Origin of the sequence: Paenimyroides aestuarii, assembly GCF_024628805.1 — a bacterium.
Classification (GTDB): domain Bacteria; phylum Bacteroidota; class Bacteroidia; order Flavobacteriales; family Flavobacteriaceae; genus Flavobacterium; species Flavobacterium aestuarii_A.
Genome location: NZ_CP102382.1, coordinates 626328 through 639921, shown reverse-complemented (window position 1 = coordinate 639921; position 13594 = coordinate 626328). Strand labels below are relative to the sequence as shown.

The 13594-nt window shown below is 34.8% G+C and carries 17 protein-coding genes; 4 read left to right on the top strand and 13 right to left on the bottom strand.

Annotated features, from left to right (window positions below):
* Positions 1 to 68 precede the first annotated feature (68 nt).
* Positions 69 to 395 carry a DUF805 domain-containing protein gene (locus tag NPX36_RS03130; protein WP_257499971.1) on the top strand — a complete coding sequence of 109 codons (327 nt, stop codon included), beginning with the start codon at positions 69 to 71 and terminating at the stop codon, positions 393 to 395.
* Positions 396 to 733: 338 nt separating this feature from the next.
* Here the strand turns inward: NPX36_RS03130 and NPX36_RS03125 are convergent, their stop codons facing one another.
* Positions 734 to 1207 carry a carboxypeptidase-like regulatory domain-containing protein gene (locus NPX36_RS03125; protein WP_257499970.1) on the bottom strand — a complete coding sequence of 158 codons (474 nt, stop codon included), beginning with the start codon at positions 1205 to 1207 and terminating at the stop codon, positions 734 to 736.
* Positions 1208 to 1343: 136 nt separating this feature from the next.
* Between NPX36_RS03125 and NPX36_RS03120 the strand changes: the two genes are divergently transcribed.
* Positions 1344 to 2522: an acyl-CoA dehydrogenase family protein gene (locus NPX36_RS03120; protein ID WP_257499969.1), complete on the top strand. Its 1179-nt coding sequence runs from the start codon at positions 1344 to 1346 to the stop codon at positions 2520 to 2522.
* 62 nt (positions 2523 to 2584) lie between these two features.
* On the opposite strand, the gene NPX36_RS03115 is transcribed toward NPX36_RS03120, so the two are convergent.
* Positions 2585 to 2908, bottom strand: coding sequence for a hypothetical protein (locus tag NPX36_RS03115; protein WP_257499968.1), 324 nt, complete (start codon positions 2906 to 2908; stop codon positions 2585 to 2587).
* A 214-nt stretch (positions 2909 to 3122) separates the two neighbouring features.
* A complete protein-coding gene (locus NPX36_RS03110; protein WP_257499967.1) occupies positions 3123 to 3458 on the bottom strand; it encodes a 2Fe-2S iron-sulfur cluster-binding family protein in 336 nt (111 codons plus the stop codon).
* Positions 3459 to 3560: 102 nt separating this feature from the next.
* On the opposite strand from NPX36_RS03110, the gene NPX36_RS03105 reads away from it, so the two are divergent.
* Entirely contained in the window at positions 3561 to 4355 is a 795-nt protein-coding gene (locus NPX36_RS03105) for a TIGR00266 family protein (RefSeq protein WP_257499966.1), read from the top strand.
* 91 nt (positions 4356 to 4446) lie between these two features.
* On the opposite strand, the gene NPX36_RS03100 is transcribed toward NPX36_RS03105, so the two are convergent.
* The 5 genes from NPX36_RS03100 to NPX36_RS03080 form a co-directional block, all read right to left on the bottom strand.
* The gene (locus NPX36_RS03100; protein WP_257499965.1) at positions 4447 to 5148 is read right to left on the bottom strand and encodes an ATP-binding cassette domain-containing protein; all 702 of its coding nucleotides are present in this window, start codon (positions 5146 to 5148) and stop codon (positions 4447 to 4449) included.
* Positions 5149 to 5150: 2 nt separating this feature from the next.
* On the bottom strand, positions 5151 to 6614 hold the full coding sequence (locus NPX36_RS03095; protein ID WP_257499964.1) for a DUF5687 family protein: 1464 nt from the start codon (positions 6612 to 6614) through the stop codon (positions 5151 to 5153).
* A gap of 95 nt (positions 6615 to 6709) precedes the next feature.
* Positions 6710 to 7768 (bottom strand): NAD(P)/FAD-dependent oxidoreductase, encoded by a 1059-nt coding sequence (locus NPX36_RS03090; RefSeq protein WP_257499963.1) that lies wholly within the window; start codon positions 7766 to 7768, stop codon positions 6710 to 6712.
* A gap of 89 nt (positions 7769 to 7857) precedes the next feature.
* Entirely contained in the window at positions 7858 to 8106 is a 249-nt protein-coding gene (locus NPX36_RS03085; RefSeq protein WP_257499962.1) for a NifU family protein, read from the bottom strand.
* A 36-nt stretch (positions 8107 to 8142) separates the two neighbouring features.
* Complete coding sequence (locus NPX36_RS03080; protein WP_257499961.1) at positions 8143 to 9270, bottom strand: Mrp/NBP35 family ATP-binding protein; 1128 nt, start codon at positions 9268 to 9270, stop codon at positions 8143 to 8145.
* A 229-nt stretch (positions 9271 to 9499) separates the two neighbouring features.
* Here NPX36_RS03080 and tpx point away from each other — a divergent pair, with 229 nt between their 5' ends.
* A complete protein-coding gene (tpx, locus tag NPX36_RS03075) occupies positions 9500 to 10000 on the top strand; it encodes a thiol peroxidase (RefSeq protein WP_257499960.1) in 501 nt (166 codons plus the stop codon).
* A 75-nt stretch (positions 10001 to 10075) separates the two neighbouring features.
* On the opposite strand, the gene NPX36_RS03070 is transcribed toward tpx, so the two are convergent.
* From NPX36_RS03070 to NPX36_RS03050, 5 genes are all read right to left on the bottom strand, one after another.
* On the bottom strand, positions 10076 to 10387 hold the full coding sequence (locus tag NPX36_RS03070) for an MGMT family protein (RefSeq protein ID WP_257499959.1): 312 nt from the start codon (positions 10385 to 10387) through the stop codon (positions 10076 to 10078).
* Complete coding sequence (locus NPX36_RS03065; protein WP_257499958.1) at positions 10387 to 11010, bottom strand: LysE family transporter; 624 nt, start codon at positions 11008 to 11010, stop codon at positions 10387 to 10389. The genes NPX36_RS03070 and NPX36_RS03065 overlap by 1 nt, the downstream gene beginning before the upstream one ends.
* Complete coding sequence (gene trmB / locus NPX36_RS03060) at positions 11010 to 11684, bottom strand: tRNA (guanosine(46)-N7)-methyltransferase TrmB (protein WP_257499957.1); 675 nt, start codon at positions 11682 to 11684, stop codon at positions 11010 to 11012. Before trmB ends, NPX36_RS03065 begins: the two co-directional genes overlap by 1 nt.
* A 68-nt stretch (positions 11685 to 11752) precedes the next feature.
* Positions 11753 to 12802, bottom strand: coding sequence for a sensor histidine kinase (locus NPX36_RS03055; RefSeq protein ID WP_257499956.1), 1050 nt, complete (start codon positions 12800 to 12802; stop codon positions 11753 to 11755).
* Positions 12802 to 13485: a response regulator transcription factor gene (locus NPX36_RS03050; protein WP_257499955.1), complete on the bottom strand. Its 684-nt coding sequence runs from the start codon at positions 13483 to 13485 to the stop codon at positions 12802 to 12804. Before NPX36_RS03050 ends, NPX36_RS03055 begins: the two co-directional genes overlap by 1 nt.
* Positions 13486 to 13594 lie beyond the last annotated feature (109 nt).

Sequence of the window (13594 nt, the reverse complement as noted above, 5' to 3'; positions counted from 1 at the left end):
ATAAATTAAAAATATTTTTGTTAAATAGTGTTAATATAACTATGTTTGATAAAAATTAGAAAAATATTATGAATTATTACTTAAAAGTATTACAGAATTACGCCGTGTTTAACGGTAGAGCAAGAAGAAAAGAATATTGGATGTTTTTTTTATTTAATGTTATTTTTGCATTTGCATTTGGTTTTATTTGTGGATTATTAGATGTTCCTAATTTGGCAAATATTTATACATTAGCAGTTTTGCTTCCTGGTATTGCCGTAGGAGTGAGAAGAATGCATGATGTGGGTAAAAGTGGTTGGTTTATTTTAATACCCATTTATAACTTGATCTTGGCTTTTACAGAAGGTGATAAAGGACCAAACGAATACGGTGAAGATCCAAAAGCAAATATGTAATACAAAGTTTACATGGAAAAGGGCAGTTCAATTATTGAACTGTTTTTTTTTAGGTAGTATCAAATTTATCTTACTTTGGTTTTCTTTATTTTCAAATCGGTCATTATAAACATCGGTATGTTTTTGAATATCAAAGCTTTTAATATAATTCTGATTTAACGATTGAAACGTTTCTTCGCTAACACGCACGCCATCTATAATATAAGAATAATTGCCATTTCGTGTTAAAGCCTCTGTATTTTTTAAAATGGTTTCGGGTTTTCTTAAATTTTTGACGGTCACATATCGATATTAAAAACTAATAGGAATACAACATCTACAATATAATTTTTATTAAGTTAAGTTTTTTTAACACGAACTGAATCAATAGTACATCCTGTTGCTAAATGATAATTGATAGAGATAATAACATCAGGTAAGTCAGTATCATTTTTTATCATCTTAACATTCAAAATATTACTCCTACGAACAGTCGCCATACTTGTTTTAAATCCTTCATAAACAAATTGAATTTTATCGCCTTCATTTACATTTAAGCTATATTTACCTTCAACATCAGTATCTGTTCCTTGATTAGTCCCCACTTTTAAAACAACAGCTCCCGGAATTGGATCTCCTTGTTCAGTTTTATCAATGCCTGTAATCTCTAGAAAAGCATCTTGCTGAAACTTATATCGACTTAGATTTTCTAAAGATGCGGATTTTACAGTCCAAGTAGAAAGCAAAATCACTCCGAAAACAATAGCAATGTATCTGCAAAGACTAAATAGTCTATTAACTTTTATCTGATTATTTACTTCATTATTTATCATATCACAACCGCTTTATCTTCATTTGCCAATAACTTACAGCAAGTTACTACTTTTTATTCAAAAAATTCAATCATAAAATATTTTGTCTTTCTTCTTAAAAAATAAGTATTTTTGTGAGAACTAAACAATTGTAGATATGAAACCGGATTTATTTCAGGCACCAGATTATTATTTATTAGACGATTTACTTACAGAAGAGCATAAATTAGTACGCGATGCGGCGCGTGCATGGGTTAAGAAAGAAGTTTCGCCCATTATTGAAGAGTATGCGCAACGTGCGGAATTCCCTACACAAATTGTAAAAGGTTTAGGCGAAATTGGTGGTTTTGGACCATACATTCCTGTGGAATACGGCGGTGCAGGATTAGATCAAATTTCCTATGGATTGATTATGCAGGAAATTGAACGTGGCGATTCAGGTGTACGTTCCACTTCATCCGTGCAATCATCGTTGGTAATGTATCCTATTTGGAAATACGGAAACGAAGAACAACACATGAAATATCTTCCAAAATTAGCAACCGGCGAAATGATTGGATGTTTTGGTTTAACAGAACCAGATTACGGTTCCAATCCAGGCGGAATGGTTACCAACTTTAAAGACAAAGGTGATCATTACTTATTAAACGGTGCCAAAATGTGGATTTCAAACGCTCCATTTGCAGATATAGCCGTGGTTTGGGCAAAGAATGAAGAAGGTAGAATTCATGGATTAATCGTGGAAAGAGGAATGGAAGGTTTTTCAACTCCTGAAACGCACAATAAATGGTCGTTAAGAGCATCGGCAACTGGAGAATTGATTTTTGACAATGTGAAAGTTCCTAAAGAAAATTTATTACCAAACAAATCGGGCTTGGGCGCGCCACTTGGTTGTTTAGATTCAGCTCGATACGGTATTGCGTGGGGTGCAATTGGTGCTGCAATGGACTGTTATGATACGGCTTTAAGATATTCTAAAGAACGCATTCAGTTTGATAAACCAATCGGAGCTTTTCAATTACAGCAAAAGAAATTAGCTGAAATGATTACAGAAATCACCAAAGCACAATTATTAACTTGGCGTTTAGGTGTTTTGCGTAACGAAGGTAAAGCAACATCGGCACAAATATCAATGGCAAAACGCAATAATGTGGATATGGCATTAACCATTGCCCGTGATGCTCGCCAAATGTTAGGCGGAATGGGGATTACCGGTGAATATTCCATTATGCGTCACATGATGAATTTAGAATCGGTGGTAACGTATGAAGGTACACACGACATTCACTTGTTAATCACAGGTATGGATGTGACTGGTTTCCCAGCGTTTAAATAAGATTAGATTTTATAGATGAGAAATCCCGAATATAGTTCGGGATTTATTGTTTTTAGTATAATTTAAAACAGCTTATCTTCCTCCTGCTGAAGATAAACTTTGCGGTATTTTGCATACCAAATCCACAATCCAAAAATGGATAAAAACACCACTAATAATGTTTGGTCGATCTTTTTCCAACGGTCGAACAGTTCGCTGCTCCAAATTACAAATAGTGCAGACAATGATGCGGCTAAATGTACTAACTGAATAATTAGGTAAATTTTATACTTTTCGTTCATGTAAAAAACGATGTCGTGAAAAAAAGTAATTCCACAAATATATGCCAACAACAATACGGTTAGTGCCAGCAATAACCACTTTATAACATTTAATAAAGCTTTCATAAAAAATGATTAAGAACAAGCAAAATTAAATAAATATTTGTTTGAAATTACGCAGCATTGCAAATAGTTTTATAAAAGGAAAAACGAAGCATACACCTCGTTTTTCACTAAAATAATCCAATAAAATAAATCTATGCATTCAATAAATTCATTCAAATTTGCTTAAAGGTACAAATTATTTATGAAAAGTGATTCGTTTTTCTTTAAACATTTATTAACTTTCTGGTGCCAATTCAATTCGTAAGCCTTCAATTTCAGGTGAAATACCAATTTGGCAACCTAGCCGGCTGTTTTCTTTCACATTAAAAGCTTCCCACAACATGGCTTCTTCGTCTGGATTTTTTTCGGGTAAATTTACCTCTTCTTCGTTTAAAACGTAGCATTGACACGAGGCACACATTGCCATACCGCCACAAATACCAATGGTTCCTTCTTCGGCTAATTCGTAAGCACGCACCAGTTCCATTATGTTCATATTCATATCGGTAGGTGCGTCTACAATATGCTCGTTGCCTGTTCTGTCTATTATTGTTATTTTAATATCGTTCATAATCTGCATTTTTGCAAAGATACTAATAAAAAACCACAGCTATTCAGTATGTAATGTAACATTAATGTACAAACCAATACTAATTATAAAAACAATTAAAAAATGAATGCACACGAAATAGATTATGAGATTTTTGGGGAAGAAATGCAATTTGTAGAGATTGAGTTAGACCCACAAGAAACCGTTGTTGCTGAAGCAGGCAGTTTTATGATGATGGATGACGGTATTAAAATGGAAACCATTTTTGGTGATGGCAGCCAGCAACAAGGTGGTTTGTTTGGAAAAGTGTTAAATGCAGGTAAGCGTTGGGTTACGGGTGAAGGTTTGTTTATGACAACTTTTACAAATGTCAATTACGGTAAAAAAAAGGTGTCATTTGCATCGCCTTATCCCGGTAAGATCATTGCTTTGGATTTGCGCACCACCAATGGAAAGTTTATCTGTCAAAAAGATGCATTCTTGTGTGCTGCAAAGGGTGTTTCGGTAGGAATTGAATTCAACCGTAAAATTGGAACAGGACTTTTTGGTGGTGAAGGATTTATCATGCAGAAATTAGAGGGAGATGGTTTAGCTTTTATACACGCTGGCGGTACATTGCATAAAAAAATATTACAACCGGGCGAAGTTTTAAAAGTAGATACAGGTTGTATTGTTGGTTTTACCAGCAGTGTTACTTACGATATACAATTTGTGGGCGGTATTAAAAACAGTATTTTTGGCGGAGAAGGATTGTTCTTTGCAACCCTTCAAGGACCAGGTACTGTGTATGTGCAGTCGTTGCCTTTTAGCAGGTTAGCCGATAGAATCATTGCCCATGCTCCAAGCGCTGGTGGTAAATCGCAGGGAGAAGGAAGTATTTTAGGTGGTTTAGGTAGATTGCTAGACGGCGATAATTAATAGAAAAACGAGCTTTTATAGAGCTCGTTTTTTATATTGATACCTATAAGGTTCTTGAAAATTTGCAGTATGAATCTACATTTAAAGTAAATTAAACAACCACATCAAAAAACGCTGTTAATTCTTCATACGAATACTCTTTTGTGTGAATATCTTTAATGATGTTTCCGCGTTCAAAACAAACAATTCTGTCTGAAATTTCAAAAGTATGATTCAAATCGTGGCTTGAAACCAATAAAGTTGTTTGTTGGGTATCGGCAATATTTCGTAAAATCTTTTTTAAACGAATTTGTGTAGTGGGATCCAAATTAGCGAACGGTTCATCTAAAATAATCACTTTAGGATTGCCAATTAATGTTCCAATGATTCCAACTTTCTTTTGATTTCCTTTAGAAAGATCGCGGATGTATTTGTTTTTACCCAAAATTTCATCGTTAAAAAAATCGGCATATGTAACCAAGAAAGCATCGACTTGCTCTTTGGTTTGGTTGCGCAATTCTCCTAAAAAATAAAAATATTCTTCGCAGGTAAGGTATCCAATTAAAAAACTGTCGTCTAAAAACGCAGTGGTAAAAGCTTTCCAATTTTCGTTTTTGTTCACAATTACTTCGTTGTTCTTAATAAAACCTTGCGATGGTTCAATTAAATCGAGCAGTAAACTAAAAAAAGTGGTTTTTCCCGCGCCATTGTTTCCTACCAAACCAAAACTTTGCCCCATGGGAATCTGTAATTCTTCTATATTTAAAACGGTAGTACCACCGTAGGTTTTTCGTAATTTATCTACTTGTATCATAACTATTTATATGCTTGTATGGTTTTGTATTTTTGTGATTTATAAAGATTTTCTATCAAATTAAACATTGTTTTTTTCAACAATACACCAATTAAACCAATGATTATAAAAGCAATAATTGCCATATTGAACGATAGTAAACTGGTTAGTAGCAAATACAACACCATAGGAACTGCAATTGTTGGAATACTTAAAAGCAATGTTTGAACATTAAAGGCTTTTGAATCGCCAAAGGCATTTTTATTACTTGATAAATCGATTTTAGTACGTACAAATGCGCCGGTGATGAGCGACATATAACAGTTCCAACCAATGTTATAGCAACCCACTGCCACAATAATCAAATAGGTTTGCAACCCAAAAAATAAGTAGAAACTTGCCAAAATAGTGGAAATTAAGGTACCCAAAACCATAATTAACCATTTTGATTCTAGATATTGACGGTAGGGAACATTTTGTGTCATCATTAACGGGAAATAGCTACTGTCCCAACTTGGTACAGATTGCCCGAAAAGCATCATAAAACCGCCCGTAATCATGATGGAAGCCAATATGATGAAAAAGCTACTGCCTTTATACATGTCCATGGTGAAAAACAATAATCCGTATAATAAAAACACGCCACTCATAAGCAATACAGTTCGGGTGCGTTTGTTGCGGGTGAGCAGTTTTATATCGGTTTTTAAGAACGGAGCCAACTTGCCAAATCGGTTTAAAAAATTTAATTCGTAATAAGTGTAAGTTTCTTTTTTAACAACAACGGCGCTATCTAACGATAAATTTTTGAAGTAAAAACGATAACATGCAACGAGTAAAGCCAATAAATAAACAACCATCACTGCCAACAAAAATGGATAATTGTAAATGGCTTCAAAGAAATATTTGGTGTATGCCGTTACTTCTACATATTTAAAATAATCTAATGCTAAAACAGCTGCAAAAAGCACTAAAAACGGCAAGGCGAATTTGTTTACATGGTTTAAAAGTTGCACCAAAAAGTTGTTTGCCCAAAAGAAAACCGTGAACGATAATGCAAATAAAATGCTATTTGTAACACCTATTTCATAATCAAACGCCAACATTAAAAACAACGCAATACCCATACACAGATTCACAAAGTTAAAGAATGATACAGCCGATTTGGTTAAACAATAACTAACAATCGTTTTTTTGCGAATATTTTGTATCAGCAAGGGTTTTACCAAAGTGGTTGGCATTTTTTGAAAGAAATAACGAATTACCAGATCGCCCAACCACAAATAAATGGCATATTTAAAAAAACCTTGAAACGGATCCAATCCTTCCTCTTCGGCTAGTTTAAACAATCCAGCAACCATGCTTGTCATAATTACCAAATAGAAAAGTCCGAAATAACCTTTACCCAATGCCATTAAAACACGTTGTGTAACCGCTCCTTTTCGAATCGTGGCTTTCCATTCCAAGCCAGCAAGTTGTTTAAATGTCATACTGCTTTTTATTTAGTAAGTAGTGTTTTTTACGGAATGTTACAAAAAAAGAGTATGCTTTTTGAACATACTCTTTTACTTTTTATTTAGATGGATTAATCAATCGCTTTTACTACTGCTTTTTCGGCTTCTTTTCGTGTTCCATCAAAACCGTCGATTCCGGAAACCGTAGTGTATTTCAACACATATTTTTTCCCGGGATTTATTCGGTTATACACACTTTGGCACATTAAAGTGGCTTCGTGAAATCCGCATAAAATCAATTTTAATTTACCCGGATAGGTATTGATGTCGCCAATGGCATAAATACCTTCTATATTGGTTTGATAATCTAAGGCATTGTTTACTTTAATGGCATTTTTTTCGATTTCTAATCCCCAGTTTGCAATAGGGCCCAATTTTGGCGTTAAACCAAACAACGGAATAAAATAATCGGTTTTAATGGTTTGGGAAGATGATCCACCATTGAAAGACAGCGTTACCGCTTCTACATGCTCATTGCCATGAATTTCGGTTACTTCTGCTGGTGTTATCAAATTGATTTTTCCCTGATGTTTTAATTCCTGTACTTTTTCAACCGAATCTAAAGCACCACGAAATTCGTTTCGTCTGTGAACCAATGTCACGCTTTTAGCTACATCGCTTAAAAAAATACTCCAATCCAAAGCAGAATCGCCGCCGCCGCTTATCACAATGTTTTTACCTCTAAATTGTTCCGGGTTTTTCACAAAATACTCCACACCTTTATCTTCATAGAAATTCAATCCTTCAATAACTGGTTTTCGTGGTTCAAAACTGCCCAAACCGCCAGCAATTGCTACTGCTTTGGCATGATGTTGTGTTCCTTTGTTGGTGGTAACAATAAAAGTGCCGTCTTCTAGTTTTTCGATATTTTCGGCAACTTCGTTTAAGGTAAAACCAGGTTCAAACTGCTTAATTTGTTCCATTAAATTATCAATTAATTCAGCAGCACCAACCGATGGATAACCAGGAATATCAAAAATAGGTTTTTTAGGATATAATTCTGTTAATTGACCACCTGGTTGCGGTAGTCCGTCTATAATATGACAGCGTAATTTTAATAATCCGGCTTCGAACACAGCAAAAAGCCCTGTGGGTCCGGCACCAATTATCAGTATATCTGTTTCGATCATAAAAGTAAAATTTATATAAAATTAATAAACTAAAAGCACAAAAAAAGTGATAAATATCATTACTTACCACTATTTTGTCTTTGTTTTTTTTAAACAACGGCGGGAATATTTTCTACCGTTTCAATTTCGGGTGCATATTTTTTAATGGTCGTTTCCACGCCCGCTTTCAAAGTCATTTGATTGATTTTGCAAGAAGTACAAGCACCTTCTAAACGCACCTTTACATATTTATCGTCTTCAATAGAAACCAAGGTTATATCGCCACCATCTGATTTTAAAAACGGACGGATTTCTTCTAACGCTTTTTCTACATTCTGTTTTATAGTTTCTGAAGCCATATTTTTTAGATTGATATCGAACAATCGATGGTTAATTTAATTTTTTACAGCAGAACAACCTGCCATTGTTGTAATTTTAATTGCTTCGGTTGGTGGAAGCGATTCATTTCTTAAAACGGTTTGCGATACCACATTGCGTGCAATTTCTACAAAAGCATCAGCAACGATTGATTGGTTCTGCAATGCCGCCGGACGACCGTAGTCACCTGCTTCGCGTATGCTTTGCACAATAGGCACTTCGCCCAAAAACGGAACTTCTAAATCAGAAGCTAAGTTTTTTGCACCTTCTTGCCCAAAAATGTAATATTTGTTTTCAGGTAATTCTTCTGGCGTAAAATAGGCCATGTTTTCAATAATACCTAAAACAGGTACATTGATGCTTTCCGCCATAAACATAGATACTCCTTTTTTTGCATCTGCCAATGCAACTGCTTGCGGTGTGCTTACCACAACTGCACCGGTAATTGGCAACGATTGCATTAGTGACAAGTGAATATCGCCCGTTCCTGGTGGTAAATCTAATAAAAGAAAATCTAATTCGCCCCAATCTGCATCAAAAATCATTTGGTTTAATGCTTTAGAAGCCATTGGTCCGCGCCAAATTACTGCTTGGTCAGGACTTGTGAAAAAGCCGATTGATAACAACTCCACACCATAACTTAAAATAGGTTTCATTTTCGATTTTCCGTTTACATCAACCGAAATAGGTTTCGATTTCTCCACATCAAACATAATCGGCATTGATGGCCCGTAAATATCGGCATCCAAAACACCAACTTTAAAACCCATATTAGCCAAAGTAACTGCTAAATTAGCTGTAATGGTTGATTTTCCTACGCCACCTTTACCCGATGACACCGCGATGATATTGCTGATTCCCGGTATTGATTTTCCTTTGATTTCAGGTTTTTCCGGAGTTTCAACCTTAATATTTACTTTAATTTTGGCTTTATCGTAGATTTTTTCGTGAATTACTTTCATAATGTCCACTTCGGCACGTTTCTTAATATGCAATGCCGGCGTGTGCAGGGTTATATCAACCACCACTTCGTCGCCAAAAGTCATTACGTTTTGTACCGCGCCGCTTTCTACCATATTTTTACCTTCGCCTGCAACAGAAATAGTTTCTAAAGCAGCTAATATTTCTTTTCTGTCTAACTTCATTGTTTGTATCTTAATGGTTGTTTAATTACTTGCAAATAAACAACTTATATAGAATTGTTTTAAATTACAAAGATAACACGAATTTATGATACTTTAAAGTTAATGATTTAATAAATTATGTTTGAAGTTTGATGCTGGGTGAAGGATGTTAATTAAACAAAAAGTTTTGCAAGCACTATAGCCTTTATTTAAAAATAGCTGTAATTTTATAGAAACAAAAATTGAAATTATGGCACAGATAACATTTAAAGGCAACCAAATTCATACCGCAGGAAATTTACCTGAAGTAGGGGCAACCGCACCCGATTTTAAATTAACAAGTACAGATTTATCTGAAAAATCATTGAGTGATTACAAAGGAAAAAATGTGGTTTTAAATATTTTTCCAAGTGTTGATACAGGTGTTTGTGCACAATCGGTTCGCACGTTCAACAAAGAAGTTTCGGCTGTTGACAATACGGTTGTTTTGTGTATTTCGAAAGATTTACCATTTGCATTGAACCGTTTTTGCGCAGCAGAAGGATTAAACAATGTAGAAACTTTATCGGATTTTAAAAGCGATGATTTCATGAATGCTTACGGCGTTAAAATGACCGATGGCCCTTTAAACGGCTTGATGAGCAGAGCTGTTGTGGTAATTAACCCAGAAGGAAAAGTGGTTTACAACGAACAAGTTCCTGAAATTACGCAAGAACCGGATTACAACCATGCAATTAATGCGTTGAAGTAATAATTATTTTTTTTAATGATAACTCCGTCAGAGTTCAAAACTCTGACGGAGTTATTTGTTAGAAATATATTTCTTTTAAGGCTCCCAAAAATATTCCTTAAAATTTTGAACCGTGTTTTCTTTAATTTTTACACCTTCATTTTCTAGCAACTGCTGCATTAAATTAGTTCCTTGAAAATGATGTTTACCTGTTAGCAATCCTTTGCGGTTTACCACTCGATGTGCTGGTACATCTTCCTGCATGCCAGATACATTTAGGGCATACCCCACCATTCGAGCCGATTTGGGTGCGCCAATCTTTTTGGCAATCGCTCCGTAAGTAGTAATTTTCCCATAGGGAATCTGCTTTACAACCTCATAAACCCGCTGAAAAAAATCTTTTTCCATTATTTATAAAACAGTTTACACAGATTAATAACAGTGATAATGCCGGTGATGAATCCTAATATTTTATTGATATTTTTCAACACAAAACTTTCTTCAACTACCGTGTTTTTAAATAGTTTTATGTAGAAAGTAAACGAAAGAAGCGTTCCTAGCAACACGCCGATGGTCAACAAAATATTGCTGATATAGTTTATGCTGTAAAAGTTATTATTAATCGCCGTGATGGTTATAAAAACATAATAAAATATAGGAAACACATTAATCAAAGCAAGCAACATTCCTTGACTGAAGCGTTTACTTTTTCCTTTTATGGTTACTTCGCTTTTTAATTTTTTTTTGGGTTTGGTTGCAAAAAAATAGATGGTTAAGATTAAAAATACCACAAAACCAATTTCGCGGAGCATATTAGTGATAAATGCACTGCGGTCGATTATTTTAGCAAAAAATACCGCCAAATAGGTTTGCAATGCAATTACAATCAATGTGCCTGCAATAAAACTATATGCGTGTTTCATTCCTTCCTTTTTAGAAATTTTCACTACTGTGGCATTCAAAATACCCGGAAGCAGTGTTCCAAGTATCGATGCACCAAGACCAGTGAAAAAAGGAAGGAAATAGTTCATTATTTAATTTGAAATTTAATATAGGTAATGGGCTTGTTTTGCTCTAAATATTGTGATTCGTAAAATGTTTGAATGGCTGTTACCACATCGGGTGCACCTTCATTTCTATACACATTGTGGTTGGCATACAAAACTTTATGCCCAGCACCATGCAACAAACCTAAGGTATAACCATGCATAAATTCGCTATCGGTTTTAAGGTTAACCACTCCTTCGGATTTCAAAATGTTTTTGTATCGAGCCAAAAATTCGGCGTTGGTCAAGCGGTGTTTGGTGCGTTTGTATTTAATCTGCGGATCGGGAAAAGTAATCCAAATTTCATCTACTTCATTTGCTGCAAAACACATTTCAATCAGTTCGATTTGCGTGCGTAAAAAAGCTACATTTGGCAAATTTTCTTCGATGGCGGTTTTTGCACCACGCCAAAAACGAGATCCTTTTATATCAATACCAATAAAGTTTTTTTCTGGATATCGGCGTGCCAATTCCACCGAATATTCGCCTTTTCCGCAGCCTAATTCTAAAACAATTGGGTTGTTGTTTTTAAAAACCTCTTTGTTCCATTTGCCTTTAAAAGAAAAAATGTTTGTTGTAAGTGCTTCTCTGGTTGGCTGATATACATTTGAAAACGTTTCGTTTTCTCTGAAGCGTTTCAATTTATTTTTACTTCCCACTTTTATAAATTTTGGTAAAAATACAACAATTGAACGGTAGTTTAAATTTCCAAAAACAAAAAAAGCTATTATTTTTTAACAGCTTTTTCAATGGTAAACGAAAATTCAGAGCCAACGCCCACTTTGCTTTCCACGTAAATATGTTCGTTATGGGCTTCTATAATGTGTTTTACGATTGAAAGCCCTAAACCAGAGCCACCAATATCGCGGGAGCGGCTGCTATCGGTTCGGTAGAAGCGTTCAAACAAACGACCGATGTGTTTTTTTTCTATTCCGAAGCCATTGTCTGTAATGCGAACCAGTAATTTTTTTTCGGTAAGATTTTCTATAGATACTTCGGTGGTGCCGTTTTCTTTTCCGTATTTTATGGAATTATCAATTAAATTAAGAAGTACTTGATTGATTTTTTCGCGATCGCCTTTCACCAAAATAGTGCGGTAATGGTCTTTATCAAACATCAAAGTAATGTCTTTTTTATCGGCTTTCATTTCCAAAAGATCAAAAACACTTTGAAAAAGTTCAATGATATCAAAAGATTGTATATTCAGTTTTAATTCATTGGTTTCTAACTTGGTAATCATATCCAAATCGTTCACAATGTCAATTAACCGTTCAATACCTTTATCGGCACGTTCTAAGTATTTTTTGCGGATTTCTTTATCTTTTACGTCGCCTTCTATTAATGTAGAAATATAACCTTGCACGGTAAAAAGCGGTGTTTTAAGTTCATGCGCCACATTGCCAATAAACTCTCGGCGGTATTCTTCTTGCACTTTTAAAGATTCTATTTCTACTTTTTTTTCGCTTGCAAACTTGTTTACTTCATACATTAAGGTTTGCATATCGGTGGTTATGGGCTGGTTTCGCAACACCGATTCATCTAAAATGCTTACTTCTTTATAAATTTTTTGAATGCGGCGGTAAATAAAGCGTTCCACGCGGTATTGCAACACAAAAAAGCAAAAACCAAAAAACAGTAACGAAAAAGTTACTGTGAAAAAGATGTCTATTTGATGAAAAAAATAGTGCAACAGAAACAAAAGCAGCATACTGAATAGACTGATTACTGCTGCTGATTTTGCTGCAAATTTATATGATTTACGATATTTTACACCCATTAAATCTCTATTTTGTAGCCCACACCTTTTATGGTTTTAAACAAATCGTCGCCAATTTTTTCGCGCAATTTTCTTATGTGAACATCTATGGTTCTGCCACCCACAATCACTTCGTTGCCCCAAACTTTGTCTAAAATTTCTTCGCGTTTAAACACTTTTCCGGGTTTTGATGCTAACAAATAAAACAATTCAAATTCTTTTCGCGGCAAAATAATTTCGGTATTGTCTTTTATGATTTTGTATTCTTCGCGGTTTATTTCAATGGTTCCAATGCGCAACACATCGTCTGCCAAAGCTTCTTCTTTTACCCTGCGAAGCAATGCTTTTACCTTGGTAACCAACAATTTTGGTTTAATGGGTTTGGTGATATAATCGTCTGCGCCCACATCAAAACCGGCAACTTGCGAGTAATCTTCTCCGCGCGCCGTTAAAAAGGTGATAATGGTATTGTTCAATTCTGGCAGCTTTCGCATGTTTTCGCATGTTTCAATTCCGTCCATTTCGGGCATCATCACATCAAGAATAACCAAGTTAGGAACTTCTTTCTTGGCAATGGCCAAAGCTTCTCTTCCGTTTTTTGCCGTAAAAACCTGATAGTTTTCTGCTTCTAAATTAAAACCTACAATTTCTAAAATGTCTGCATCGTCATCAACCAATAAGATTTTTATGTCCTTATTTTTCATTTGTCTTCTATGTTGTTTATGCTGTAAAATTAACTATAAATAAAAAGCAAACCACCGCTTAACAATTATTTAATGTGGTAACGTTTTGTTTACAAAAAACCAACCTATT